The sequence below is a fragment of the Parasphingopyxis sp. genome (genome assembly GCF_052168295.1).
Lineage (GTDB): Bacteria > Pseudomonadota > Alphaproteobacteria > Sphingomonadales > Sphingomonadaceae > Parasphingopyxis.
Genome location: NZ_JBQLZN010000015.1, coordinates 19,432 through 43,310 on the forward strand (window position 1 = coordinate 19,432; position 23,879 = coordinate 43,310).

Below are 23,879 nucleotides of genomic sequence, written 5' to 3' on the forward strand. Positions count from 1 at the left end.
TGAACTCGTCCTAGATCAAAATGGCCATGAGGATGGCAAGCGCGGCGAACTGGACGATGGCGATCAGGATCACCGTACCGCGCAGCCGCGCCACGCGCGCTTCGCTCTGCGCATCGAGCGCGGCGATCGCCTCGGCCAGTTCCTGCTTGGTCGGCAGGCTCTCCATCGCCTCGCGCAGCAGTTCCGCATCGGACGGCTCGCCCTTTTCCGGCGGCAGCACCTCGGTGCCGCCCTGCCGCTTCGCCAAACGGTCGACGAGCAGGCCGCCCGCCTTGGTCGCGGCCTCGATACCCGCGCGCCGAACCTGCGGATGCGCCAGCGCGGAGACAATCCAGGCCGGCCACGCCATGCTCAGTACACCCTGGCTTTCGGCTCGATATATTCGGCCTCGTCGGTCAGCGTGAAATCGTGGACGGGGCGATAATCGATACCGACGGTGCCGTCCTTGCCGCCCCAGCCGGTGAAGGTCGTCACCGTGTGCTTCATCCAGTTTTCGTCGTCGCGATCCGGATAGTCTTCATGCATATGCGCACCGCGGCTTTCCTTGCGGTTGGCGGCGCTCGCCATGGTCACGACGGCCTGGCCCATCAGATTGTCGAGCTCGAGAGTCTCGATGAGGTCGGTATTCCAGATCAGCGATCTGTCGCTGACGCGGACATCGGCAAGCTTCGCATAAACGCCGCCCATCTTCTCGACGCCTTCGTCGAGCAGCTTCGTGTCACGGAACACGGCGGCATGGGCCTGCATCGTCTTCTGCATGTCGAGCCGCAGTTCGGCCGTCGGCATGCCGCCATCGGCGTGGCGGAAATGGTCGAGCCGTTCGAGTGCCATATCGGCGCTGTCGTCGGGCAGCGGTTTTTGCGATGCGCCCGCCTCGAGCTTGTCCTTCAGCCGCAGGCCGGTAGCCCGGCCGAACACGACGAGGTCGATCAGCGAATTGGAGCCGAGCCGGTTGGCGCCGTGCACGGACACGCAGGCCGCCTCGCCGACCGCATAGAGACCGGGCACGGTCGCGTCGGGGTTTTCCGCCGTCGGGTTCACGACTTCACCCCAATAGTTACAGGGTATGCCGCCCATATTGTAATGCACGGTCGGCACCACGGGCAGCGCCTGCCGCGTTAGATCGACGCCGGCGAAGATCTTGCCTGTTTCGGTGATGCCCGGGAGGCGCTGGGCCAGCACGTTCGGGTCGATATGGTCGAGATGGAGGAAGATATGGTCCTTCTCGTCACCGACCCCGCGGCCCTCCCGGATTTCCGTCGCCATGCAGCGCGAAACGACATCGCGCGAGGCGAGGTCTTTCGCGCTCGGTGCATAGCGCTCCATGAAACGCTCGCCTTCGGAGTTCGTGAGATAACCGCCCTCGCCGCGTGCACCTTCGGTGATAAGCACACCCGCGCCGTAGATGCCGGTCGGGTGGAACTGGACGAACTCCATATCCTGCAGCGGTAGCCCGGCGCGCAGCACCATGCCGCCGCCATCGCCCGTGCAGCTGTGTGCACTCGTCGCGCTGAAATAGGCGCGGCCATAGCCGCCAGTCGCCAGCACGACAGCCTGCGAGCGGAACCGGTGGATCGATCCGTCTTCGAGGCACATGGCGACAACGCCCCGGCACTCGCCATTCTCCATGATCAGGTCGATCGCGAAATATTCGATGAAGAAATCCGCGTCATATTTCAGGCTCTGCTGGTAGAGCGCATGGAGCATCGCATGGCCGGTCCGGTCGGCCGCAGCGCAGGTCCGCTGGACCGGAGGCCCCTCGCCCATATTCTGCATATGGCCGCCGAACGGGCGCTGATAGATGGTGCCGTCGTCGTTGCGCGAAAACGGGACGCCCGCATGTTCGAGCTCGTAGACCGCCTCGGGCGCTTCGCGCACCAGATATTCGATGGCATCCTGATCGCCGAGCCAGTCCGATCCCTTGACGGTATCGTACATGTGCCAGCTCCAGTGATCGGGCGTATTGTTCCCGAGCGAAGCGGCGATCCCGCCCTGCGCGGCAACCGTATGCGAGCGCGTCGGGAAAACCTTGGTGATGCAGGCCGTTTTCAGGCCCGCTTCGGCGCTGCCCATGGTCGCGCGCAAACCGGAGCCGCCAGCACCGACGACCACCGTGTCATAGGTGTGATCGATAATCTTGTACGCGTCGGCCATTATGCGGCGCCTCCGAAAGCAATCCTGGCGATGGAAAAAATGGCGATCGCGCCTGCCCCGATCGCGAAGAAGTTGAGCAAAACGAGCAGCCCGAGCTTGGAGGCCTCGTTATGCACATAATCCTCGATGAAAACCTGCAGCCCAAGCCGCAAATGCCAGAAGACGTTACCGGCGAGCAGGATCATCGCGACAGCGACCAGCGGCTTGGCGAGCCATTCGGTCACCACGGCATGCGAGAGATCCGGCAGGCGCACGAGCGAAACGACGAACCAGCTGACGAGCAGCAGATTGCCGGCAGCCGTGAGCCGCTGCATCCACCAGTGATGCGTGCCCTGTTTCGCCGAACCGAGACCGCGAACGCGGCCGAGCCCCGTACCCATCAGCCTTCTCCCCCGATCAGCGCGCCGATCGTCGGCCAGAGCAGCCACGCCCACAGCGCCACCGTCGCCAGGATCGCCCCCGCAACGACGGCGATCGACCAGGTCCGGTTAGTATTCAATTCATAGCCGGCGCCCGCATCCAGAACGAAATGGCGTATGCCGTTGAACAGATGCGTGAAAAACGCCCAGCTCAGCCCGATGCCGAGCACCGCACCGACCATGTTGATGGCACCGCTTTCCACAGTCAGCAGGCCGAGGAACCAGTTATAGCTCTCCGGTCCGCTGGCCGCCGCCAGCAGCCATCCGGCGAACAGCAGCCCGCCGACGATGGCGAGGCCGAAACCGGTGATCCTGTGTAGGATAGATACCAGCATATTGGCGCCCCATCTCCAATGCATGAGATGCGGCGATAGGGGGCGTGATTGATTGCGTGACATATGGTCTCTTGCGGCTTTCCTGTGTGCGGTTCCTCTTAGACGAACCGCCTATCCATGCAACCTAGGCCTGAGGACAGCGCGGACAATACTAACGTGCTCTTAACCAATCGCATTTAATGCTGTCGATCGCGACTTTATTGCGGGCGAGGCCTTAATGAGCATCAAGGATCATATCGCGGTTTTCGACCATGACGGAAGCCTGGAAGACAGTGTGAAACAGATCGGCGCTCTGGTCGAAGGGCATGAGCGCGCTCTGGCAGAGGAATTCTGGCAGCGCTTCATCGCGATCAATCCGTCGCTTCGCGCATTGAGCCCCGAACAGCTTGAAAAAGCGGTGGATTTCGCCACCGAATATACAAAAGAGAAGCTCAACAAACCGGGCGAGCAACGCTGGGTGGAGATTGCCCAGAAGAATGCCGCGCGTATTTTGGAATCGGGTATTTCCGCGATGCAGCTGTTCGCCGCGCTCGCCTATGTGAACCAGTCTGTCCTGACGCTCATCCGCGAGAAGACCGGCGACGATCCCGACCGCTTCCTGAAGCTCAATCAGGCACTGGTCGTATTCGCCGCAATGGAGGTCGAGGTCAAAGCGTCTTTCATCAACGAATTCCTGTTCAAGCAGGAGGACGAAAAACGGCGCGAGATCACGCGCATCTTCCGCGAGAAGATCGAGCAGACAGTCAAGAGTGCGACCGAAGACAGTATGGCGGTCATCGCCAATACCGGCGACGCGTCGAAATCGGTGCAGGGAATGCTCGGCAAGGCGTCCGAAGTCGCTGCCGCGGCCGAACAATCGGCGATCGCGATGCGCGAAGCGGCGCAAACCGCGGCCGGTCTCATCCGCGCCATCGAAGAGGCGCGCAGCGAGGTCGAGACGTCTGCCGACGTGGCAACGCGCGCTTCGGAACAGGCGCAGGAAGCAGTGCGCGTGAGCGAGGCGCTCTCCGAACATACGATATCGATCGAATCGATCCTCGGCCTGATCCGCGATGTCGCCGGTCAAACGAACCTGCTCGCGCTCAACGCGACGATCGAGGCGGCGCGTGCCGGCGATGCGGGACGCGGTTTCGCAGTCGTCGCGCAGGAAGTGAAAAGCCTTGCCAATCAGACGGCGCAGGCGACCGACGATATCGCCAACAAGATCGCGGCGATCCAGGCGGCAACGGCGCAGACGGTCGAAACGAACGAATCGATCCGCACGACGGTCAACGAGGTCCAGGCGTCCGCGACGCGCATCCGCGAAGCGATGGAACAGCAGGCCCAAACCGTGACGACGATTACCGCCGCCGTCGACGAGACGGCGCTTGCTGCCGATTCGATGTCCGGCACGATCGCCGCCATTCGCGAAGACAGCGAGAGTGTTTCGTCCGACATCAACCGGGTTTCGGACGGCTTTCATGGTGTCGACGGCCATCTTCAGAAGCTGACCGGCGCGACCGGCGAGTTCGTCCGCCGCATGGCCGAAGGCTAAGCGCTTCCACTCGCGCGCCGGCCCGCCTATCGAGGGCGGATGACCGACGCCAGCGACACCCATATCTTCATCACCGGCGCGCGCCGGGGTATCGGCAAGGCGGCCGCCGACGCGCTCTCGGGGCCCGACACACGTCTCGCGCGGCATGCGACACAGCGCGAGGGCGATGTGACGATCGCCGCAGACTTCAATGTACCGGGGGCGGCGCAAGATGCCTGGGGTGCGGCACTCGACCTGCTGGACGGCCGGATCGATGTGCTCGTCAACAATGCCGGCATTTTCGAAGCCTCGTCCATCGATCAGGATGACGAGACGTGGCGCTCGGATTTCGAGCGGACGTTGCGCGTGAACCTCACCGCCAGCGCCGAACTGTGCCGCCTCGCCGTCCTTCACTTCCGCGAACGCGGGGGCGGCCGGATCGTCAATGTCGCGAGCCGCGCCGCCTATCGCGGCGATAGCCCGGATCACTGGCATTATGCGGCGTCGAAAGGCGGCATGGTCGCGATGACGAAGACGATCGCGCGCGCTTATGCGGCCGAGAACATCCTCGCCTTTGCTATCTGCCCCGGCTTCACGATGACCGGCATGGCCGAGGACTATCTCGAAAGCCGCGGCGGCGAGCAATTGCTGCGCGATATCCCACTCGGCCGGGTCGCCACGCCGGAGGAGGTGGCGGAAACGATTCGCTTCTGCGCGCTCGATGCGCCGCACTCGATGACCGGGGCGGTGCTCGATATCAACGGGGCGAGCTTTGTCCGGTAGCTGGAAGCTGACGTTGCCTTGCACGCGTGCCGAGGCGGAGATTCTCAAGGACGATATCGCGCCGTTCGCGCTGATGGAGCCTGTGCCGGTGCTCATGACGAGCGAGATCGATCCGAAACGACCGGACGAGTGGCAGCTCGACATCTATTTCGAGCAGGAACCGTCCGCAGAAACGATAGCGACCGCAATGCATCTGGTGCCGAGCGCGGCCGGTCACGATGCCTTTATCACCCGGCTCGGCGACGAGGACTGGGTCGCCGTCAGCCAGCAGGGCCTGGAGCCGATCCATGAGGGCCGCTTCTTCGTCCATACACCGATCCATCGTGATCTGGTGCCCGACGGTAGCATCGCCTTCGAGATCGACGCCGGCCAGGCCTTCGGCACCGGCCATCACGAGACCACCGCCGGTTGCCTCGCCATATTGGACGGCCTCAAATCGGCCGGCCGCCGATATCGCGAAATCGCGGATATCGGCACCGGCACGGGCCTACTCGCCTTCGCGGCGCTCGCTTTATGGCCACGGGCACGCGTTGTGGCATCCGATATCGATCCGGTGGCGATCGCAGTGGCGAGAGACAATGCGGCCGTCAACGCCGTCGCGCTTGGCAGTGGGCCCGGACGGATCGAACTGGTGACGGCCGCAGGGCTCGTCCATCGCCGGTTGCGCGCCCGCGCGCCTTACGACCTGTTGATCGCCAATATCCTCGCCGGGCCGCTCATCGATCTGGCGCCCGCTTTCGGCAATGCTGTCGCGCCGGGCGGTACGCTGGTCCTCGCCGGACTTCTGGACAGCCAGGCCGAAGCCGTGATCGCCGCCTATCGCCGCCAGCGTTTCCGGCTGGGCGAACGACTCGACCGCGGAGAATGGGCGATCCTCAGGCTGGAGAAGCGGCGGCGCGTTCGCGGGCGTAAGCCTGCGTCCCGCGCGTGATCACCTCGTCCCCAGCGGCGATATCGTCCGGCGCGTAATCGACCGCGTCTTCCAGTTCGTCATAGAGCGGCGCGAAATCGGTCTCGACCGTCACGCGCAGCAGTTCCTCGAAGCTCGGGATCACGAAATAGACCTGCTGGAAATCGTCGATCCGATAATTGGTCTGCATCACGCGCTTCATGTCGAAGCGGATGCGGTTGGGGCTCGGATCGTCAAGCGCGAACAGGCTCTCGCCATGGCTCGACACGATGCCCGAACCATAGATGCGCAGGCCCTCGGGCTCGTCGATCAGGCCGAATTCGACCGTATACCAGTAGAGCCGTGCGAGATGGTCGAGACTGTCGAATTCGAGCGCGCGCAGCCCGCCCCGGCCATAGGCCTCCATATAATCGCCGAACACAGGGTTCGCGAGCATCGGCACATGGCCGAACACGTCGTGAAAGACGTCGGGTTCCTGCAGATAGTCAAGCTGGTCGCGCTCGCGGATGAAATTGCCGGCGACGAAACGGCGATTGGCCAGATGGTCGAAGAACACATCGTCCGGGACGAGCCCCGGCACGGCGATCACCTGCCAGCCAGTCGCTTTCATCAGCCGCTCGGACAGTTCTTCGAAATCCGGAATGCCCGGTTTCGACAGGTTCAGGACATCGATCCCGTCGAGAAAGGCCTGGCTCGCGCGGCCCGGCAACTGCTTGAGCTGGCGCTTGAACAAAATGTCCCAGGTTTCATGCTCTTCCGCCGTATAGTTCGCCCATTGCTGCGGGATCGACCAATCCTCGGCGGCGCCTTCTGGCGGGCGTTCGAAAACATGTGTTTCTGCTGTCATGCGGACGATATAGCATCAAAGCGCGTAAAGAACGAATGACCGAGGTCAAAATCCAGCGGAGAGAGGCGATCAAACGGGTCTTGCGCGGCATCGGCCGCACTATTGCGATTATCGGCCTGCTGCTGCTCGTCTATCCGCTCGCCGGTATCGGCGGCGCGCTGATACCCGCCAATGGCGATTGGCGCGAACCGGAAACCGGCGTCACGCTCTATGTCCATGACAATGGCATCCATACGGGTCTCGTCCTGCCCCGCGCCAATGCCATCGCGGACTGGAGCGACCTCGTGCGGCCCGAACATCTGGCCGATCCCCGCTATGCGAGCGACTGGCTGCTGTTCGGCTGGGGCGACCGGACCTTCTATCTCGAAACGCCGACTTGGGCGGATCTGCGGCTTTCCACGGCCGTGACGGCCCTGTTCGGCAGCGACGCCAGCCTCGTCCATGTCGATCATATCGCCGCGCCGCAAATCGCCGACGATCTGCGCCCATTGACGGTCACGCGCGAGCAATATGTCCAGATCGCCGCCGCCATCCGTGCGCAGTTCGCGCTCGATGCCGACGGGAATTCGCAACCGGCCGGCGCTTACGGACCCAATGACGTCTTCTACGAAGCGCATGGCCGGTACACGGCCTTCCGCACCTGCAACGAGTGGACCGGCGCGATCCTCCGCGACGCCGGCATACGCATCGGCGTCTGGACGCCGTTCAACACGGGCGTGATGCGCTGGTTCGATGCCCCGGTTGACACTGGTTGACACTGCCCCGGTATGTCCCCCCCTCTGGACCGAAAACGATATGCACTGATCTGAGCCGGCCATACTGCACGATTGCCATAGCCGGACGTCTGTAGGACAGCGATTCCTGGAGCTAATCGATGAACGCTGTCGTCATCACAACGAAAGCTGGGATGACGTGGAAGGATTCCTTCATTTCCCAGCGGCAGCCGCGACGATTTCCGCCCAACCGGCTTCGTCGATCACCTCGATCCCGAGTTCCGCTGCCTTTTTGAGCTTCGAGCCGGCGCCCGGGCCCGCGACGAGCAAATCCGTCTTGGCGCTGACGGAACCGGCAGCCTTTGCGCCCAGACGCTCCGCCTGTGCCTTCGCTTCATCCCGGCTCATCGTTTCAAGCTTGCCGGTGAAGACGATCGTCTTGCCCGACACCGCGCTTTCGGTGACTTCGACCTCGTAAAGCGGCGGATCGACCTCGCCGAACAGATCGTCCCACGCCGCCCGGTTATGAGCTTCATGGAAAAAATCGGCGAGCGCGAAACCGGCTGCTGTGCCGATCCCGTCCGTGCTGACTTCGAGGATCGACTTCACGGCTTCGGTCAGCCGGTCGCGATATTTGCCGTCGGATTCGTCTTCGCCCTGCGGATGGTCTCGCCGATAAGCGAATATCTCGCTCCCCTTGTCCGGCAGCTTGCGGATATCGCCCAGCCCTTTGAGCAGGTCCCGCGCCGTCACCGCGCCGATATGGCGGATGCCAAGGCCGAACAGGAGACGCGCCGCATCCGGCTGGCGCCGCGCCTCGATGGCCGCGAGCAGGTTATCGACCGATTTCTCCTGCCAGCCCTCGCGGGCCAGCAGCTCCTCGCGTTTTTCGTGCAGCCGGAAAATATCGGCCGGCCCCTTGTCGAGCCAGCCGAGCTCGTAAAATTCCACGATGCTTTTTTCGCCCAGCCCATCGATATCGAGCGCGACGCGGCTGACGAAATGGATGAGCCGCTGGACCTGCTGCGCCGGGCAGATCAGCCCGCCCGTACAGCGGACATCGACTTCGCCCTCCTCGGCGACGGCCTCCGATCCGCAGCGCGGGCATGCGTCGGGAAAGACATAGGCGTCGCGCTTTTCGTCGCGCGTCAGGTTTTCGACGACCTGCGGGATGACGTCGCCCGCGCGCTGCACCACCACCCGGTCGCCCGGCCGGACGCCCAGCCGCTCGATCTCGTCGCGGTTGTGGAGCGTGACGTTGGAGACGACCACGCCGCCGACCGTGACCGGCGTCAGCCGCCCGACCGGCGTCAGCTTGCCCGTGCGCCCGACCTGGATATCGATGGCTTCGAGCGTCGTTTCGGCGCGCTCGGCCGGGAATTTATGCGCGAGCGCCCAGCGCGGCGCCTTGGCGACGAAGCCGAGCCGCGCCTGCCAGTCCAGCCGGTCGACCTTGTAGACGACGCCGTCGATATCATAGGGCATGTCCGCGCGGTCCTGTTCGATGGCGCGATACTGGTCGAGCAGCGCGCCGAGCGTGTCGACCCGAACCAGCCGGTCGGAAACGGGGATGCCCCAGGCCCGCATCGCCTCCATCACCGCCATCTGCGTACCGCCGGGCACATCGGCAGCCACGCCCCAGCCATGGGCGAAAAAGTTGAGGTTGCGGCTCTCCGTCACCGACGCATCGAGCTGGCGCAGCGAGCCCGCCGCGGCGTTGCGGGGATTGGCGTAAATCTTCTCGTCCGCCGCTTCCTGCCGCGCATTGAGATCGGCAAAGGCCTGTTTCGACATGTAAACCTCGCCGCGGACCTCGAAGATATCGGGCGTATCGGCGGGCAGCGTGTCCGGGATATCGGCGATGGTGCGGGCATTGGCCGTCACATCCTCGCCGACCTCGCCGTCCCCCCGCGTCGCCGCGAGCACGAGTTTGCGATCCTCGTAGCGGATCGAGAGCGACAGCCCGTCGATCTTGTCCTCCGCCGTCACCGCGACAGGCTCGTCCTCGGCGAGGCTCAGATAGCGGCGGACGCGCGCCAGCCATTCGGCGATGTCCTCGTCCGAGAATCCGTTATCGAGCGAATAGAGGCGCTGCGCATGCTGCACCTTGGACAGCGGCGATGCGGCGACGGCCGCACCGACCTGTTTCGACGGGCTGTCCTCGCGCACCAGATGCGGGAACTGCTCTTCGAGTTCCGCATTGCGCCGGACGAGGGCATCATAGTCCGCGTCCGAAATCTCGGGCGAATCCTCGGTATGATAAAGCCGGTTATGTTTGGCGATCTGCTTCGCCAGCCGCATCAATTCGTTCGCGGCCTCGGCTTCGGTAATCTCGTCCTCGCTCATCGGCCGGGACAATGCCAGCGGCCGGACGCATTGGACAGCGAATTTTCGCTCAGACGCCAGCCACCGGCGTGGTTTCGAAACGATGGCCCATGCCGGCGATCAGCGGACGGCCTTCGGCCATCGCCTGTTGGATGGCGGGCAGGCCGAGAGACGCCGCATGGCTTTCCGCGGAATCCCAGATTTCCGTGACCCAGATCGCGTCTTCGTTCTCGTGATCTTCGGCAATCACATAGGCGAGATTGCCCGGCATATCCCCGGTCGCCGCCGACAGGATCGCGATCAAGTCGCCCCGTTTTCCGGGTTGCGCGATCAATTGTCCGATAAGTCCATACATGGTCGATCCCTCCTGTGCTCTGACGGGGGCTCCCAGCGCCACGGCGGCAGCAAGCGCGCCGGTCAGCTTTATCACTTCGCGTCTGGAACTGTTCATCATCCCCTCTCCCGATTGCCTGTTCGCGGCAACGCCGTTGCCGGTTACAATGACTAACCCGCTATTGGCTCTCCAACAGCCGATCTGCCTGCGCCCGGGCTTCGTCGGTAATCTCGGCGCCCGACAGCATCCGTGCGATTTCCTCGCGCCGCTCCGTATCGTCCAGCCGCTGGACGCTGGTGCGCGTCACAAGTCCATCGCTCGTCTTCGCGATCTGCCATTGATGGCTCGCGCGGGCAGCGACCTGGGGGCTGTGGGTGACGACGAGGAGCTGCGCGCCCTCGGCGAGCTGCGCCAGCCGTTCGCCGATCGCGCTCGCCACAGCCCCGCCGACGCCGCGGTCGATCTCGTCGAATATCATCGTCGCCGCCCCGCCCTGCTCGGCCAGCGCAACCTTCAGCGCGAGGATGAAGCGGGAGAGTTCGCCGCCCGACGCGATCTTCGCCAGAGGGCCGAACGGCGCGCCGGGATTGGTCGAGATTTCGAAGGCGACCCGGTCCTGTCCGTCCGCCGTCCATTGCGCCTCGTCCAGCGTTTCGACCGCCGTGCGGAATTGCGCCGCGTCGAGCTTGAGCGGGGCAAGTTCGGCCGCGACGGCTTTGTCGAGCGCCTTCGCCGCCTTCATCCGTTTCGCGTGCAACGCCTCGGCCGCCGCGACATAAGCGTCGCGCTTCGCCGCAACGTCCGCCTCCAACTTCGCCAGATGCGCGCCGCCCGCCTCGATCCGTTCGAGCTTTGCCGCCATCTCCTCGGCCAGCGCGGGCAGCGCATCGGGCTCCACGCGATGCTTGCGGGCGAGCGCGCGGATATCGAAGAGCCGCGTCTCCGCTTCATCCAGCCGGGCCGGATCGAAGGCGAGGATATGCGAGGCCTCGGCCAGCTTCTCTTCGGCAAGATCGGCTTCGATCAACGCCCGATCGAGCGCGGCCAGCGCCGCGCCCAGAACTTCATGCTCGCCGGCGATCCGGTCCGCCCGGCGCGCAGCCTGACGCAGCTTGGCAAGCCCGCCTTCGGAGCCGTCGAGTAGCTCGGTAATCTCATTGAGATCGCCCGAAATCCGGTCGCCCTTCTGCATCGTCGCCCGGGCCTCGGCCAGTTCGGCCTCTTCGCCCGGCTGCGGCGCGAGCGCCTGCAATTCCTTCACGGCATGGTCGAGGAAATCGCGGTCGCGCTCGGCTTCCTCGGCTTCGGCGCGTGCATCGGCCAGCGCGTCCTCCGCAGCGCGCCATTCGGCCCAGGCCGTAGCGGTCTTCGTCAGTTCCACATCGCCAAAAGCGTCGAGCAACGCACGATGCCCCCTGGCGTTGAGCAGCCCGCGATCGTCATGCTGGCCGTGAATCTCGACGAGCAGCCCGCCGATTTCGCGCAGCAGCGCCGCGGACACCGGCTGGTCGTTGACGCTCGCGCGGCTGCCGCCATCGGCCTTGACGATCCGGCGCAGGATCAGCGGTTCGCCCGGCTCGGCGTCGAGACCGCTCTCGGTCAGCAGCGCGCCCGCCGGATGGCTCGCCGGAATGTCGAACGTGGCGCTGACGACTGCCCGCTCGGCCCCTTGCCGCACGAGCCCGCTATCGGCGCGCACGCCGAGCGCCAGGCCCAACGCATCGAGCAGTATCGACTTGCCCGCGCCCGTCTCCCCGGTCAGCGCGCCAAGCCCGTTCTCGAAACGCAAATCCAGCGCTTCGATCAACACGACATCGCGAATGGAAAGCCCGGTCAGCATCGGGCCGCTTTTACCGGATTTTGGCGGTCAGGCCAGCGCCCTAATTGCTGCTGGCGCTCGCGACGTTGCCATGGCGCTGCATGAGCTCATAAGCGCGCTCATACCATTGCGTCGTCGGATAGTTGTTGCCGAGCACGGCGGCGGCGCGGCGCGCTTCTTCGACGATGCCGAGCGCGAGATAGCTTTCGGTGAGCCGCATCAGCGCCTCGGGCGCATGTGTCGTCGTATCGTAGCTGTCGACCACGTTGCGGAAGCGGACGGTCGCGGCCAGCCATTGGCGGCGGCGCTGGTAGAAACGGCCGATCTCCATTTCCTTGCCGGCCAGATGATCGTTGACCAGATCGAGCTTCAGCCGGGCATCGGCCGCGTAGACGCTTTCGGGATAGCGGCGGACGACCTCGTTGAGTGCCGCCTGCGCCTGGCGCGTGACCGACTGGTCGCGGGTCACGTCCGAAATCTGCTCATAATAGCTGATCGCGATCAGATAATAGGCATAGGGCGCATCGCGATTGCCCGGATGGATCGAGAGGAAACGGCGGGCCGAGGATATCGCCTCGGTATATTCGCGCGCGAGATAATAGCTGAAAGCGCCCATAAGCTGTGCCCGCCGCGCCCAGGGCGAATAGGGATGCTGGCGCTCGACCTCGGAGAAGATCGCCGCTGCGATACTGTACTGGTTTCGGTCAAGCCGGTCTTTCCCCAGATTGTAGAGCGTGTTGACGTCGCGCGCGACATATTGGGTGTCGGCGCGGGTTTGGGCGCTCGGGCCGGCGCACGATGCGAGCGGCACGAGAGCGGCAGCGGCAAGAAGCGTGGCTGCGGGGCGGAACTGGATACGCATGGCCTTGCCTCTAGCGCAGCGGATCGCCGCCGCCAAGAGAGCATGTAAGCCGGATCGCGCAAAGGGTTCCGCAGGCGCGATGTTCGGCTATAGCGCTGGGCCATGCTCCGCGTGCTCACCCTCGCGACCCTGTTTCCCGACGCGTCGCGGCCGACTTTCGGGAGTTTCGTCGAGCGCCAGACGTTGACGCTCGCCGCGCGCGACAATGTCGAGCTGCAGGTCGTGGCGCCGATCGGGGTGCCGCCCTGGCCACTGCGCAGCCATGCCCGCTACCGGCCCTTCGCGGCCGTTCCCGAACGCGAGGAATGGAAGGGCGTCATCGTCCACCGGCCGCGCTTCACCGTGATCCCCGAGATCGGCGGCCCGCTCGCTCCCGGCGCGGTTGCGCGGTCGGTCGGGCCGCTGCTTCGCGCGATCCGCGAAAGCTTCGCGTTCGATGTGATCGATGCGGAATTCTTCTATCCGGACGGCCCGGCGGCGATGCGGCTCGCCAAAGATTTCGCCGTCCCCTTCTCGGTAAAGGCACGCGGCGCGGACATCCATTATTGGGGCAGCAAGCCGGGCTGCGCCGGCCAGGTGCTGGATGCCGGAAGGGAGGCGGGCGGACTGCTCGCGGTCAGCGCCGCTCTCAAAGCCGATATGGTCGGGCTCGGCATGGCCGCGGACAAGATCGCGGTCCATTACACCGGCATCGACAAAGAGCTGTTCCGTCCCGTCGACCGGGCGGCCGAAAAGGCAAGGCTCGGGATAACGGGACCGCTGATCGTCACGGTCGGCGCGCTGATTCCACGCAAGGGCCAGCGGCTCGTGATCGACGCGTTGCGCGACATTTCCGATGCAACCCTATGGTGTATCGGCGAGGGTTCGGATCGGCGCATGCTGGAAGAGCGGATCAGCGCGTCGGGCCTCGGCGACCGGGTGCGCATGCCCGGAAACCTGCCGCACGCGGAGGTCGCCGCACTACTCGCGACAGCGGACGTGATGGCGCTCCCCTCCACATCGGAAGGGCTGGCGAATGCATGGGTCGAGGCGCTTGCGTGCGGCACGCCTATCGTCATCAGCGAGGCAGGCGGCGCGGCGGAACTGATCGATCGGCCCGAGGCTGGTGAGATCGTCGCACGAGAACCGGCCGCGATCGCTGTCGCGATCCGACGGATCCTCGCCGACCCGCCGGATCAGGACGCGGTTCGCGCCACGGTCGATCGATTTTCATGGGAGCGGAACAGCGACGCGCTGTTCGCGCATCTGTCAGCTCTGGTCGAGCGGTAAAAGCGCAGCCACGAACCAGCGCTCTTCGCTGCGGAGCAAGCCCCAGCTGCGAGCAGCCGCCCGGCTGTCCATCGCTTCCACCCCGATATCCCGCGCCTCGAGTGCGGCTACGAAAGCGGATGACGGCCGCGTGAGGCTCGCGCCGGTCCCGAGCAACAGAAACTCCGGCAACGGATCAATGGACAGCAACGGTTCGAGCATACCGACATCCAGCGCGCCGATATCGGACAGGCCCCAGGGTTGCGCCCATTCGGGAGTCAGCCACAAACCGCTATCGATGATCTCTTCGTCGACGCGAAAACCCGAACCGGCAAAGCCCGTGATGACCGGGCCGGAGGCGGGACCTTCGCGCTTCAGCGAAACCATTAGCGGCCGTAGCCCTCCTTATGGACTTTCGGGCCGTCGCCGGTCTCGACAGGCACGAAGGTATCCGGGCCGACCTTGAGCCAGATCAGGATCGGCGCGGCCATATAGACCGAGCTATAGGTCCCGATGAAGATGCCGAGCAGCATCGCGGCCGTGAAACCGAACAGGACTTCGGGTCCGACCCAGATGAGCACGACCAGCGCGATGACCATGGTCAAGCTGGTCATGACCGTGCGAGCCAGCGTTTCGTTCACCGAGAGGTCGAGCAGCGGCACGATCTCCATCTTACGATATTTCCGCAGATTCTCCCGAATCCGGTCGTAGACCACGATCGTATCGTTGAGCGAGTAGCCGATGATCGTCAGCAGCGCGGCAACGATGTTGAGATTGAATTCGAGCTGGGTCAGCGCGAAGAAACCGAAAGTAAGCGCGACGTCGTGAAACAGCGCGAACAGCGCGCCGACGCCGAACTGCCACTCGAACCGCAGCCAGATGTAAAGCGCGATCGCCACCATCGCGAGACCCAGCGCCAGCGCGCCGGCCCGGAACAGTTCGTCCGACACCTTGCCCGATACGGAGTCCACCGAATCGATCCGCACGCCCGGATATTCGGCTTCCATCATTTGCGTCACGCGTTCGGATACAGCGTTTGCCAGTTCCGGATCGTCGTCCGCACCCTCGGTCACACGCATGCGGATCGAGACCTGGTTGGGTTCGCCGAAACGCTGGATCGACGCGCCCTCGATATCGAGGGCGGCAATATCCTCGCGGAGTTGGACGACCGGCGCCTCTTGGTCCTCGGTAAAGGTCGCCTGGATCATCTGACCGCCGGCGAAATCGACGCCGAAGTTCAGGCCGCGCGTCACCGTCAGCGCGATCGACGCGACCGTGAGGATGATCGAGATCGCGATGGCGATGTTCCGCCATTTGAGAAAGCCGATATTGGTATTCTCGGGAACGAGCTTGAGAAGGCGCATCAGACCACGAGCTCCTTGGGCCGTTTATTCTTGATCCAGACGGACACCATCATCCGTGTGATCGTCACCGCGGTGAAGACCGAAGTGATGATACCGATGACAAGCACGACGGCAAAGCCGCGCACCGGCCCCGAGCCGAAGGAAAACATCAACGCGCCGCCGATAAAGTTGGTGATGTTCGCGTCGAAGATCGCGCGGCTGGCTTCCTTATAACCCATCTGCACGGCGTCTATGATCTTCCGCCCGCGTCTCTGTTCCTCGCGTATCCGCTCGTTGATGAGCACGTTCGCATCGACGGCCGCACCGATGGTGAGCACGAAGCCGGCGATGCCCGGCAGGGTGAGCGTTGCATCCATCATGGCCATGATCGCCAGGACGAGCGTGAGGTTCAGGATCAGGGCGATGTTCGAATAGATCCCGAACCGGCCATATGTAACAAACATGAAGCTCATCACGGCAACTGCGGCGATGAGCCCGGCAAGGCCGCCGAGACGGATCGAATCGGCGCCCAGTTCCGGACCGACCGTACGGTTTTCGATCACCGCCAGCTCGACCGGCAGGCGGCCGGAGCGCAGCGCGATTGCGAGTTCGTTGGCCGATTGCACCGAGAAGCTGCCGGTAATCTGCGCGTTGCCGCCGAGAATGGGTTCGTTGATATTGGGTGCGGAGAGCACTTCTCCGTCGAGGATGATTGCAAAGGGCCGACCGACATTTTCCTGCGTCACCCGGCCGAAAGCGCGGCCGCCCGCCCCGTCGAAGGTCAGGTTGACGGTCACTTCGCCGGTGCGCTGATCGAAGCCTTGCTGCGCGTTAACAAGCTGATCGCCCGACACCATTACGCGGCGCTGGACGATGACGCAGCCCGTGCCCTCGTCCTGATTGGCATAGGGCAACGCCTCGCTGCCGATCGGTGCCTGGCAGGCCAACGCCATATTGGGATCGGCCTCGTAATTGACCATGCGAAATTCGAGGCTGGCCGTGCGGCCGAGCAGGCTCATCAGCGATTCCGGACTGTCGAGCCCGGGCACCTGCACGACGATGCGCTCGGCGCCCTGGCGGATGATCGTGGGTTCGCGCGTGCCGAGTTCGTCGATCCGGGTGCGGACGACCTCGGTCGCGGTTTCGACGGCCGTGTTGACGGCCTCGGCCGTGCCGGTCTCGGTCGGCCGGACGACGACGGTCAGCGAATCCTCATTCTCGACGCTGAAATCGCGTTCGCCGGTGAAGCCGACCGGCTGGGTCAGCGCACGAACGCGCTCCATCGCGTCGTCGAGATCCGCTTCGTCACGTACCGTGAAGCTGATCTCGCCGCCGCTGCGCGACAGGCCGCCAATGTCGATCTCGGGCCCATCGTCCTCCATCGCGTCTTCGATCCGGTCCGACATGGTCTGGAGCCGCTGCTCCTCGAACTCCTCGGTCTGCGCCTCGAGCAGGATATGCACCCCGCCCGACAGATCGAGGCCGAGATTGATCGTCGGCTGCGGCAGGAAATCGGGGATGTAGGACCGCTGCTCTTCGTTCAGCATGCTGGGTACGGCCGTCAACACGCCGACGACGAGCAGCGCCGTGAGCATCCAGACCTTCCATGTCGGAAAATCGTTCATCGGTAGCTATACGCCTTAATCGTTGGCTGCGCTGGGATTGCGAACGTCGGAAAGCGTCGCCTTGATCGCCGTTACCTTCTGGCCGCCGCCGAGGTCGATTTCGACCTCGTCGTCCTTGACCTTCGTGACCTTGCCGAGCAGCCCGCCACCCGTAACGACCCTGTCGCCGCGCTTCACCGCGTCGATCATCGCACGATGATCCTTCATGCGCTTTTGCTGCGGGCGGATCAGCAGGAACCAGAAAATCACGAAGATCAGGATCAGCGGTACGAGCTGAATAATGAAAGCGCCCGCGCCTCCGGATGGCGCGGCTGCGGCGAGAACGGGTGTGGCGGACATGATGCGGACCTGTAAGCTGGTGGATCGGGCGTCACATTAACGCCCCATGTAAGTGGCGCGCCTCTATCACCTAAGGTGCGTTTCGCGCAACTGCCATCCATCGCCGGCGAATTTATTTGCATCCGCTCTGCCCGGCGCTAGCAGTGGCGCCGAAAACACGAGGGAGGGAATGCCGATGATTATCGTCGAAGGATGGGTGCGGATGGAACCCGGCGAGCTGGACAGGCTGCACGATGCCGCCACCGCCATGATCGCAGAAACGCGGAAGGAACCGGGCTGCATCAGCTACGCCTATGGCCGCGCCCTCGAAGAGCCCGACGTGATGCGGATCGCCGAGATCTGGGAAGACCAGGCGGCGCTCGACGCGCATTTCAAAGCCCCGCATATGGCGACGTTCAACGCGGCGCTATCCGGCGCCAAGATCACCGGCGTGAGCGTCAAAAGCTATACGGCCGAGCCCGGCCGCACATTGCTGGGCGACGATTGAGCCATGGCGGAACTCACCGTTTCGGAGGCCATCAATGCGCGCCAGTCGCGGCGCGCCTTTCTCGATACGCCCATCGCGCGCGAAACCGTCGAGCGCCTGCTCGCATTGGCAAGCCGTTCGCCTTCGGGCAGCAATATGCAGCCCTGGACTGTCTATGTCGTGATGGGCGAGAAACTCGCTGAGCTGAAAGAACGCGCGCTCGAAGCCATTGCCGGCGGCGTCGATCTCGGTGCGGCCGAATTCGAAATCTACCCGGCGGGAATGAGCGAGACGCATACGGAGCGCCGGATGCGCAACGCCGATGAGATGTTCGGCGCGGCCGGCATCGCACGGGACGACAAGGCCGGGCGGATGATGCAGATGGCGGCCAATTTCCGGTTCTTCGACGCGCCGGTCGGGCTGTTCTTCACGATCGACCGGGCGCTCGCCGTCGGCAACGGGCAGATGGCGCATCTCGGCATGTTCATCCAGACGCTGATGCTCGCCGCCCAGGCCGAAGGGATCGACAGCTGTCCGCAGGAAGCCTGGGCCGTTCTGCACGAAATGCTGCGCCCCTGGCTCGGAGTTCCCGACAGCCACATGCTCTATTGCGGCATGGCGCTCGGCCATCACGATCCCGATGCGCCGATCAACAGCCTGAGGACCGACCGCGTACCGGTGTCGGAGTTCACCACCTTCATCGGCGCATAGCGTCGCGGCATATCCGGATTCACGGAAGCGCGCTTGCATTGCGCGCATATCGGATTTACATCGCGCCCCCTTGGTCGGGGCGTAGCGCAGCCTGGTAGCGCATCATACTGGGGGTGTGGAGGTCGCTGGTTCGAATCCAGTCGCCCCGACCAGCCTTTCTCCTCCTGAAATCGGTGATCGGCGCAGTGCGGCGCAATGCCCCGCGCGCCCGCTGTCGTGAAAGCGCTGTCCTACACGTAACCATATAGGTTATTCTCGATACTCGATTCGTACCGAGGAGAAAGATGATGTCCATCCTGTCCGGCCTGCTCGGGCCGCTGACCACCGTTATCGACCGTGTCCTGCCCGACCGCGACGCGCGCGACCGCGCGAAGCTCGAACTGCTGAAACTCGAAGGCACCCAGGCGGCCGAGACGATCCGCACCCAGATGTCGGCGATCATTGCCGAGGCGCAGTCGCCCGACCCCTGGACGAGCCGTGCCCGGCCGAGCTTTCTCTACGTGATGTACGTGTTGCTGCTCTGGGCCTTGCCGATGGGGCTGCTCGCCGCCGTCCGGCCCGAAGCCGCACACAATATCGCAGCCGGGATGAACGCCTATCTCGAAGGCATACCCGAGCCGCTCTACGCGCTCTTCGGCACCGGCTATCTGGGCTATACGGCCGCCCGCCAATGGGGCAAGATCAAGGGCGTCGACCGCTAGGGCCGAACGTCATTCGCGGCCGAAGAGCCGCCCGAGCATACCCTTCCGGTGCTCGTCCTCGCCCGACGTCCGCGCGGCATCGGGCGACCGGAAAGCCTCCATATAGTCGAGCAATGCCAGCAACTGCGCGCGGATTTCGCGCGACTGCGTGACCGATACGGTCGCCGGATCGAGCTTCTGGAGGCTCTTCGTCGCCTTGCTCAGATGGGCGAGCGTCTGTGCGGCGCCGATCGCATGCTCGGCATCGGCACGAAGCCGGTCGCTGAGCGCGCACACGGTCTTGGCCAGCCGCTCGGCATTGCCGGCGTCGCGCAAAACCGGCGTGAGTCCGTCGACGATCATCTGGTCGACGGGGCGATTTTCGCCAGCCGCTTGGGGCGCGACCAGCCCTTCCTCTTCGGCCAGCGTGCGCAACACCCAATGGACGAGTTCGAACGGCACCGGGCGAGTGAACGGAAAATACTGCTCGGGCGGCCGGTCGAGCGACTCGCGCGCATACAGCATGGCGAAACCGGCCAGCGTCCAGAGATCGATCACCTTGCGGTTTTCGAAAACGTTGAGCTCCCGATGCATGGCGGTCAGCGGCTCTTCCATGCCGCCGACCAGCGTGTAGTCGCCGGACGCACCCGCGTAGCGCATATAGGCTTCGGCCAGCGCCAGTTCCGCGAGTTCGCGGTCGATGGCCGAGGCGTCCTCGAACCGATAGGCCGCGACGATCGCCTCTTCGCCCATCGGCATCCGCTCGACATGGTCGCGCAGCTTAAGGCGGCGGTTGGTCCAGCTGTAATCGAGCTTGAGATCGGGCGCGAGCTGCAGCGCCGACTCGATAAACTCGATGTCCTCATGCGACATCGTATCGGGCAGCACCGCGACCGACACATTGTCGAAACCGGCGAAGCGTTCCGGCTCCCGCGCGCGAAGTTCGCGCATGCTGGCGAGCCGCCGATTGCCGTTGACGATCACGCCGTCGGCCGCGATCAAAAGCGGCTCGGTCTGCTTGGCGTGCCGTTCGAGTTCCTGGAAGATCGGGCCGGCCGGATCCTGCGCTTTTTCCAGAAGCAGTCCGTGCAGCAACTGCTGCTGCGCCTCGTCGTTCCGCTGTTCGCGCGATACGCCCGCGGCAACGAGTTCCGCGAAGAGCCGGCCGTTGTCCGCGCGATAGAGCAGTATTTCGTCGGGGATCGTGACGACCGGCGTTTCGCAATAGCCGTCGCGGAAGGGCACGAAATGCGTCGCTTCATTGCCGCGATCGACGGCATCGGCGATGCCCGAAAGGCGAGCGGACCGGTCCGGCGGAGCCGGTGCGCGATAGGCGATGGATGACGGGTGTTCGGTATCGGCCATGCCACTTCAATGGGCATTCGCAGCCAGATATGCCACCCCCGGCCGGCCGGCTGAGTCTGCCGATACGGCGGTTTGCAAGCGTCCGGGCAATGGCGAGCCCATGGTCATCCGACATTTTTTCCGGCACATAGTAACCGGCTTCCGAACCGGCACGAACCGGGTTAGCCAATCAGGGTCAAAGGAGAACCACATGACTGACAAGACCGAGAAGCGCAGTCTCGCATCCATGCTCGCGGTGGCAGGCGGCCTCGCACTTGCCGCGCCTGCGCTGCAGGCCTGCAGCTGCGGCGCACGCTGTTGCGCGGCTGCGGCCGGCGATGCGACCGGCGGTTGCTGTGCCGCCGAAGGGTGCTGCGCTGCCGAGGGTTGCTGCGCGGCAACGGCCGAAGGCTGTTGCGCCGCGGCCGCCGAGGGCTGCTGCGCCGCCGTTGAAACCGCGGCGGCCGAAGGCTGCTGTGCCGCAGCGGAAGGCTGTTGCGCAGCCTATTAAACGATTCCCCGGAGGCGACGCTATTCGCTCTGACCGAGCGAATGGCGTCGCAGGGGACGCCGCTCGTCCCGCGCGTCGTACCGCCGGATAGTGACTTCCGGCAATGGGACCATTATCCCGAAAAGGACGCGGTCAGCCCGTCGACGAAGTCGCGCTGGTTCTATCACGCGCATCCGCCCGAACAGCGCGAACCGGGCGAACACGGGCACTTCCACCTGTTCCTGCCGCTCGACGCCTTTGATGGCGTTACGCCACTCGCAGAGGCGAAACCGAAAACCGAGGGCAAGACGCCCGCGGCCGTCGTCCATTTCGTCGCGCTATCGTGCAACGTACAGGGTGTTCCCACCCACTGGTTCACGACCAATCAATGGGTCACGAACGAATATTTCATGCCGGCCGAGGCTATCGTCGACCGGCTCGGCCTGTTCGATGTCGACGATGCACCGGGCGATCCGTTGGTCAACGGCTGGCTGACCGCCGCGGTCGCGACCTTTCGTGACCAGATTGCGGAGCTTATCCGCGAACGGGATAGCGCGCTGGCGGGCCACTCGCTCGACGATCGCCAGCTGGAGATTCTGTCCAGCGGACCGTTTGACCTTTAGGAAGACAAACTAGGCGGCTTGCCGAAACCTGTTCAGCGTCTCGCACAGTTTTTCCGACAATATTTCGCGCTTGTAGGGTTTGGGCAGGATCGGGAACTCGCTGCCCTCGCCGCGCGCGGCGGCTTCGCTATAGCCGGTTGCAAGTAGGATCGGCAGCGTCGGCTTCTGGCTTCGTATCCGGGCCGCGAGATCGAGCCCGCTGATCCCCGGCATCACGATGTCGGAGAAGATAATGTCGAACTCTTGCGGATCGGTCTCGACAGCCAGAAGGGCCTCTTCCGCGTTCTTCGCGTGAACGACGTTACACCCCATATCTTCGAGCAGCGATTGGGCGAACACGGCTACCGTGCGGCTGTCTTCGACCAACAGGACGCGCGTACCGACCGGGATATCCCGCATCGCGTCTCCGACGGCGCTACCGTCCGCACAGTCCGAGGCCGGCTCGGCACACGGCAGGTAAAGGCTCAAGGTCGTGCCGCGCCCGACCTCGCTCTTGATCTCCAGCCGCCCGCCGGACTGGGCGGCGAAACCATAGGCTTGCGACAGGCCAAGCCCAGTGCCCTTTCCGGGCCCTTTCGTCGTGAAAAATGGCTCGAAGACCCGTTCGAGATTTTCGGGGGGAATGCCGGCGCCGGTATCGGAGATCGACAGACACACTTCGCCGCCGCTGTGACCGTGCACATTCTGGGTCGACAGCGTCAGCATGCCGGTGCCATCCATCGCATCGCGCGCATTGATCGCAGCGTTGAGGATGAGGTTTTCGAGCTGAACGGGGTCGACGAGAACGTCCGACAAGGTTGCGTCCTGCGCATTGAGTATGCTGACGCTGCCGCCGAGCGTGCGGTCGAGAAGCGGCGTCATCCCCGCAATGATCGTGTTGATATTGATGCGCTTGGGCTGCAGCGGCTGTTTCCGCGCAAAGGAGAGCAATTGTCCGGTGAGTTCCGCCGCGCGGTCCGCTGTCTCAACAATCGCGTCGATATGCCGCGCCTTTTTTTCGGGCGATAGCGTATCGCGTTTCAGCAGCTCCGCCGATCCGCGCACGACCGTCAGGAGATTGTTGAAATCGTGCGCGATGCCGCCGGTCAGTTCGCCGAGCGAGCGAAGCTTTTCGGACTGGATCAGCGCTTCATTTGCGGCGGCAAGATCGCGCTCCACCGCATGTTGCCGGGTGATATCGCGCGCGATACCGCCAAAACCGAGTATCTCGCCATTCTCTTCATAGAGGGCCTGGGCGAACAATTTGGCCCGGAACCGTTCGCCGCCCTTTTTGACGAGCCAGCCTTTCTCCCGATAGCTGCCCGCCACGCGCGCCTGTTCGAGTATCTGTTCGGGAATACCGCGGCCAATGTCCTTCTTGCTGAAGAAGATCGAGAAATGCTGGCCGAGCGCCTCGTCCGCGGAGTAGCCGGTTATCTGTTCCGCGCCCGCGTTCCAGTTGGTGATCCGGCCATCGTTGCTCAGCATATAGAGCGCATGATCGCGCAGCCCGTCGACGAGCGTGCGCAATGCCTGCTCGCTGGCGTGCAGCGCCCGGGCGGCATCGCGCTGACGTGTCGCATCATAGGCCACGCCGATATAGCCGACATGGTTGCCGTCATCATCGTCCTTCCTGACGATGCTGACGCGGGTCCAGGAATAGCTGCCGTCCCAGCGTTCGCGCAGGCCTTCGGTATCCATCCGGCCGGTTTCTTTCGCAATCCGCAGATTGTCCCAATATTTACCGGCTTTGCGGTCTTCGGGCGAATAGAATTTGTCGAGCGTGTGACCGATAACCGAGTCCATGGGCGCCAGTTGATAATTGCTCGAGATCGGCTGCCAGGCCGTACAGACCCCTTCCAGATCGATCGCAAATATGCCGAAGTCGCTGACTTCGGCGAGCAATTCCGCCACCAGTGGATCGTCGATCAACGCCATTCCGGATGACCCCCTAACCGTCTGAAAAACCAGTAACGAATAATGGTTACCACGATCTTAAGACCCGGCACGGTTGCGG

At 64.0% G+C, this 23,879-nt stretch carries 25 protein-coding genes and 1 tRNA gene; 11 read left to right on the forward strand and 15 right to left on the reverse strand.

What is annotated here, in order from left to right:
- Positions 1-10: 10 nt before the first annotated feature.
- The 4 genes from ACTS1Z_RS02065 to sdhC are packed head-to-tail and all read right to left on the reverse strand — an operon-like array spanning position 11 to position 2,971.
- Positions 11-349: a hypothetical protein gene (locus tag ACTS1Z_RS02065; protein ID WP_442622773.1), complete on the reverse strand. Its 339-nt coding sequence runs from the start codon at positions 347-349 to the stop codon at positions 11-13.
- 2 nt (positions 350-351) lie between these two features.
- Positions 352-2,154, reverse strand: coding sequence for a succinate dehydrogenase flavoprotein subunit (gene sdhA, locus ACTS1Z_RS02070; protein ID WP_442622774.1), 1,803 nt, complete (start codon positions 2,152-2,154; stop codon positions 352-354).
- Entirely contained in the window at positions 2,154-2,534 is a 381-nt protein-coding gene (sdhD, locus tag ACTS1Z_RS02075) for a succinate dehydrogenase, hydrophobic membrane anchor protein (protein ID WP_442622775.1), read from the reverse strand. Before sdhD ends, sdhA begins: the two co-directional genes overlap by 1 nt.
- The gene (gene sdhC / locus ACTS1Z_RS02080) at positions 2,534-2,971 is read right to left on the reverse strand and encodes a succinate dehydrogenase, cytochrome b556 subunit (RefSeq protein ID WP_442622776.1); all 438 of its coding nucleotides are present in this window, start codon (positions 2,969-2,971) and stop codon (positions 2,534-2,536) included. The genes sdhD and sdhC overlap by 1 nt, the downstream gene beginning before the upstream one ends.
- Before the next feature lie 154 nt (positions 2,972-3,125).
- Between sdhC and ACTS1Z_RS02085 the strand changes: the two genes are divergently transcribed.
- Genes ACTS1Z_RS02085 through ACTS1Z_RS02095 form a run of 3 tightly spaced genes read left to right on the forward strand, consistent with a single transcriptional unit; the run spans position 3,126 to position 6,135 of the window.
- The gene (locus ACTS1Z_RS02085; RefSeq protein WP_442622777.1) at positions 3,126-4,442 is read left to right on the forward strand and encodes a methyl-accepting chemotaxis protein; all 1,317 of its coding nucleotides are present in this window, start codon (positions 3,126-3,128) and stop codon (positions 4,440-4,442) included.
- 39 nt (positions 4,443-4,481) lie between these two features.
- A complete protein-coding gene (locus ACTS1Z_RS02090) occupies positions 4,482-5,204 on the forward strand; it encodes an SDR family NAD(P)-dependent oxidoreductase (protein ID WP_442622778.1) in 723 nt (240 codons plus the stop codon).
- Entirely contained in the window at positions 5,176-6,135 is a 960-nt protein-coding gene (locus ACTS1Z_RS02095) for a 50S ribosomal protein L11 methyltransferase (protein ID WP_442622833.1), read from the forward strand. Before ACTS1Z_RS02090 ends, ACTS1Z_RS02095 begins: the two co-directional genes overlap by 29 nt.
- Here the strand turns inward: ACTS1Z_RS02095 and phhA are convergent.
- Complete coding sequence (gene phhA, locus ACTS1Z_RS02100; protein WP_442622779.1) at positions 6,080-6,961, reverse strand: phenylalanine 4-monooxygenase; 882 nt, start codon at positions 6,959-6,961, stop codon at positions 6,080-6,082. The two genes, ACTS1Z_RS02095 and phhA, sit on opposite strands and share 56 nt — an antisense overlap.
- Positions 6,962-6,996: 35 nt before the next feature.
- Between phhA and ACTS1Z_RS02105 the strand changes: the two genes are divergently transcribed.
- Positions 6,997-7,716: a TIGR02117 family protein gene (locus ACTS1Z_RS02105; RefSeq protein WP_442622780.1), complete on the forward strand. Its 720-nt coding sequence runs from the start codon at positions 6,997-6,999 to the stop codon at positions 7,714-7,716.
- Between the two features lie 171 nt (positions 7,717-7,887).
- On the opposite strand, the gene ligA is transcribed toward ACTS1Z_RS02105, so the two are convergent.
- The 4 genes from ligA to ACTS1Z_RS02125 form a co-directional block, all read right to left on the reverse strand.
- Positions 7,888-10,020 carry an NAD-dependent DNA ligase LigA gene (gene ligA, locus ACTS1Z_RS02110; RefSeq protein WP_442622781.1) on the reverse strand — a complete coding sequence of 711 codons (2,133 nt, stop codon included), beginning with the start codon at positions 10,018-10,020 and terminating at the stop codon, positions 7,888-7,890.
- Between the two features lie 49 nt (positions 10,021-10,069).
- Positions 10,070-10,450 (reverse strand): putative quinol monooxygenase, encoded by a 381-nt coding sequence (locus ACTS1Z_RS02115; RefSeq protein WP_442622782.1) that lies wholly within the window; start codon positions 10,448-10,450, stop codon positions 10,070-10,072.
- 61 nt (positions 10,451-10,511) lie between these two features.
- Positions 10,512-12,173, reverse strand: coding sequence for a DNA repair protein RecN (recN, locus tag ACTS1Z_RS02120; protein WP_442622783.1), 1,662 nt, complete (start codon positions 12,171-12,173; stop codon positions 10,512-10,514).
- 40 nt (positions 12,174-12,213) lie between these two features.
- A complete protein-coding gene (locus ACTS1Z_RS02125) occupies positions 12,214-13,014 on the reverse strand; it encodes an outer membrane protein assembly factor BamD (protein ID WP_442622784.1) in 801 nt (266 codons plus the stop codon).
- 102 nt (positions 13,015-13,116) lie between these two features.
- Between ACTS1Z_RS02125 and ACTS1Z_RS02130 the strand changes: the two genes are divergently transcribed.
- A complete protein-coding gene (locus ACTS1Z_RS02130; protein ID WP_442622785.1) occupies positions 13,117-14,283 on the forward strand; it encodes a glycosyltransferase in 1,167 nt (388 codons plus the stop codon).
- On the opposite strand, the gene ACTS1Z_RS02135 is transcribed toward ACTS1Z_RS02130, so the two are convergent.
- The 4 genes from ACTS1Z_RS02135 to yajC are packed head-to-tail and all read right to left on the reverse strand — an operon-like array spanning position 14,263 to position 17,569.
- Positions 14,263-14,649, reverse strand: coding sequence for an Mth938-like domain-containing protein (locus ACTS1Z_RS02135; protein WP_442622786.1), 387 nt, complete (start codon positions 14,647-14,649; stop codon positions 14,263-14,265). The two genes, ACTS1Z_RS02130 and ACTS1Z_RS02135, sit on opposite strands and share 21 nt — an antisense overlap.
- Positions 14,649-15,626 (reverse strand): protein translocase subunit SecF, encoded by a 978-nt coding sequence (secF, locus tag ACTS1Z_RS02140; protein ID WP_442622787.1) that lies wholly within the window; start codon positions 15,624-15,626, stop codon positions 14,649-14,651. Before secF ends, ACTS1Z_RS02135 begins: the two co-directional genes overlap by 1 nt.
- Entirely contained in the window at positions 15,626-17,230 is a 1,605-nt protein-coding gene (gene secD, locus ACTS1Z_RS02145) for a protein translocase subunit SecD (protein ID WP_442622788.1), read from the reverse strand. The genes secF and secD overlap by 1 nt, the downstream gene beginning before the upstream one ends.
- Positions 17,231-17,245: 15 nt before the next feature.
- The gene (gene yajC, locus ACTS1Z_RS02150; RefSeq protein ID WP_442622789.1) at positions 17,246-17,569 is read right to left on the reverse strand and encodes a preprotein translocase subunit YajC; all 324 of its coding nucleotides are present in this window, start codon (positions 17,567-17,569) and stop codon (positions 17,246-17,248) included.
- A gap of 169 nt (positions 17,570-17,738) precedes the next feature.
- Here yajC and ACTS1Z_RS02155 point away from each other — a divergent pair, with 169 nt between their 5' ends.
- From ACTS1Z_RS02155 to ACTS1Z_RS02170, 4 genes are all read left to right on the forward strand, one after another.
- Positions 17,739-18,056, forward strand: a complete 318-nt coding sequence (locus tag ACTS1Z_RS02155; RefSeq protein WP_442622790.1) for a putative quinol monooxygenase — start codon at positions 17,739-17,741, stop codon at positions 18,054-18,056.
- Between the two features lie 3 nt (positions 18,057-18,059).
- Entirely contained in the window at positions 18,060-18,746 is a 687-nt protein-coding gene (locus ACTS1Z_RS02160; protein ID WP_442622791.1) for a nitroreductase, read from the forward strand.
- A 75-nt stretch (positions 18,747-18,821) separates the two neighbouring features.
- Positions 18,822-18,898: transfer RNA gene (locus ACTS1Z_RS02165), tRNA-Pro, on the forward strand.
- A gap of 135 nt (positions 18,899-19,033) precedes the next feature.
- Entirely contained in the window at positions 19,034-19,447 is a 414-nt protein-coding gene (locus ACTS1Z_RS02170; RefSeq protein ID WP_442622792.1) for a holin family protein, read from the forward strand.
- A gap of 9 nt (positions 19,448-19,456) precedes the next feature.
- On the opposite strand, the gene ACTS1Z_RS02175 is transcribed toward ACTS1Z_RS02170, so the two are convergent.
- The gene (locus ACTS1Z_RS02175; RefSeq protein ID WP_442622793.1) at positions 19,457-20,791 is read right to left on the reverse strand and encodes a hypothetical protein; all 1,335 of its coding nucleotides are present in this window, start codon (positions 20,789-20,791) and stop codon (positions 19,457-19,459) included.
- Positions 20,792-20,981: 190 nt separating this feature from the next.
- Here ACTS1Z_RS02175 and ACTS1Z_RS02180 point away from each other — a divergent pair, with 190 nt between their 5' ends.
- Both ACTS1Z_RS02180 and ACTS1Z_RS02185 read left to right on the forward strand, forming a co-directional pair.
- Positions 20,982-21,281, forward strand: a complete 300-nt coding sequence (locus tag ACTS1Z_RS02180; RefSeq protein ID WP_442622794.1) for a hypothetical protein — start codon at positions 20,982-20,984, stop codon at positions 21,279-21,281.
- Positions 21,266-21,883, forward strand: a complete 618-nt coding sequence (locus tag ACTS1Z_RS02185; RefSeq protein WP_442622795.1) for a DUF6969 family protein — start codon at positions 21,266-21,268, stop codon at positions 21,881-21,883. The genes ACTS1Z_RS02180 and ACTS1Z_RS02185 overlap by 16 nt, the downstream gene beginning before the upstream one ends.
- Positions 21,884-21,892: 9 nt before the next feature.
- Here the strand turns inward: ACTS1Z_RS02185 and ACTS1Z_RS02190 are convergent, their stop codons facing one another.
- Positions 21,893-23,800, reverse strand: a complete 1,908-nt coding sequence (locus tag ACTS1Z_RS02190; RefSeq protein WP_442622796.1) for a PAS domain S-box protein — start codon at positions 23,798-23,800, stop codon at positions 21,893-21,895.
- Positions 23,801-23,879 lie beyond the last annotated feature (79 nt).

Excerpts from the sequence above, each read along its gene's own strand:
- ACTS1Z_RS02065 (WP_442622773.1), bottom strand. The coding sequence starts at position 349 with ATGGCGTGGCCGGCCTGGATTGTCTCCGCGCTGGCGCATCCGCAGGTT.
- sdhA (WP_442622774.1), bottom strand. The coding sequence starts at position 2,154 with ATGGCCGACGCGTACAAGATTATCGATCACACCTATGACACGGTGGTC.
- sdhD (WP_442622775.1), bottom strand. The coding sequence starts at position 2,534 with ATGGGTACGGGGCTCGGCCGCGTTCGCGGTCTCGGTTCGGCGAAACAG.
- sdhC (WP_442622776.1), bottom strand. The coding sequence starts at position 2,971 with ATGTCACGCAATCAATCACGCCCCCTATCGCCGCATCTCATGCATTGG.
- ACTS1Z_RS02085 (WP_442622777.1), top strand. The coding sequence starts at position 3,126 with ATGAGCATCAAGGATCATATCGCGGTTTTCGACCATGACGGAAGCCTG.
- ACTS1Z_RS02090 (WP_442622778.1), top strand. The coding sequence starts at position 4,482 with ATGACCGACGCCAGCGACACCCATATCTTCATCACCGGCGCGCGCCGG.
- phhA (WP_442622779.1), bottom strand. The coding sequence starts at position 6,961 with ATGACAGCAGAAACACATGTTTTCGAACGCCCGCCAGAAGGCGCCGCC.
- ACTS1Z_RS02105 (WP_442622780.1), top strand. The coding sequence starts at position 6,997 with ATGACCGAGGTCAAAATCCAGCGGAGAGAGGCGATCAAACGGGTCTTG.
- ligA (WP_442622781.1), bottom strand. The coding sequence starts at position 10,020 with ATGAGCGAGGACGAGATTACCGAAGCCGAGGCCGCGAACGAATTGATG.
- ACTS1Z_RS02115 (WP_442622782.1), bottom strand. The coding sequence starts at position 10,450 with ATGAACAGTTCCAGACGCGAAGTGATAAAGCTGACCGGCGCGCTTGCT.
- recN (WP_442622783.1), bottom strand. The coding sequence starts at position 12,173 with ATGCTGACCGGGCTTTCCATTCGCGATGTCGTGTTGATCGAAGCGCTG.
- ACTS1Z_RS02125 (WP_442622784.1), bottom strand. The coding sequence starts at position 13,014 with ATGCGTATCCAGTTCCGCCCCGCAGCCACGCTTCTTGCCGCTGCCGCT.
- ACTS1Z_RS02130 (WP_442622785.1), top strand. The coding sequence starts at position 13,117 with ATGCTCCGCGTGCTCACCCTCGCGACCCTGTTTCCCGACGCGTCGCGG.
- ACTS1Z_RS02135 (WP_442622786.1), bottom strand. The coding sequence starts at position 14,649 with ATGGTTTCGCTGAAGCGCGAAGGTCCCGCCTCCGGCCCGGTCATCACG.
- secF (WP_442622787.1), bottom strand. The coding sequence starts at position 15,626 with ATGCGCCTTCTCAAGCTCGTTCCCGAGAATACCAATATCGGCTTTCTC.
- secD (WP_442622788.1), bottom strand. The coding sequence starts at position 17,230 with ATGAACGATTTTCCGACATGGAAGGTCTGGATGCTCACGGCGCTGCTC.
- yajC (WP_442622789.1), bottom strand. The coding sequence starts at position 17,569 with ATGTCCGCCACACCCGTTCTCGCCGCAGCCGCGCCATCCGGAGGCGCG.
- ACTS1Z_RS02155 (WP_442622790.1), top strand. The coding sequence starts at position 17,739 with ATGCCGATGATTATCGTCGAAGGATGGGTGCGGATGGAACCCGGCGAG.
- ACTS1Z_RS02160 (WP_442622791.1), top strand. The coding sequence starts at position 18,060 with ATGGCGGAACTCACCGTTTCGGAGGCCATCAATGCGCGCCAGTCGCGG.
- ACTS1Z_RS02170 (WP_442622792.1), top strand. The coding sequence starts at position 19,034 with ATGTCCATCCTGTCCGGCCTGCTCGGGCCGCTGACCACCGTTATCGAC.
- ACTS1Z_RS02175 (WP_442622793.1), bottom strand. The coding sequence starts at position 20,791 with ATGGCCGATACCGAACACCCGTCATCCATCGCCTATCGCGCACCGGCT.
- ACTS1Z_RS02180 (WP_442622794.1), top strand. The coding sequence starts at position 20,982 with ATGACTGACAAGACCGAGAAGCGCAGTCTCGCATCCATGCTCGCGGTG.
- ACTS1Z_RS02190 (WP_442622796.1), bottom strand. The coding sequence starts at position 23,800 with ATGGCGTTGATCGACGATCCACTGGTGGCGGAATTGCTCGCCGAAGTC.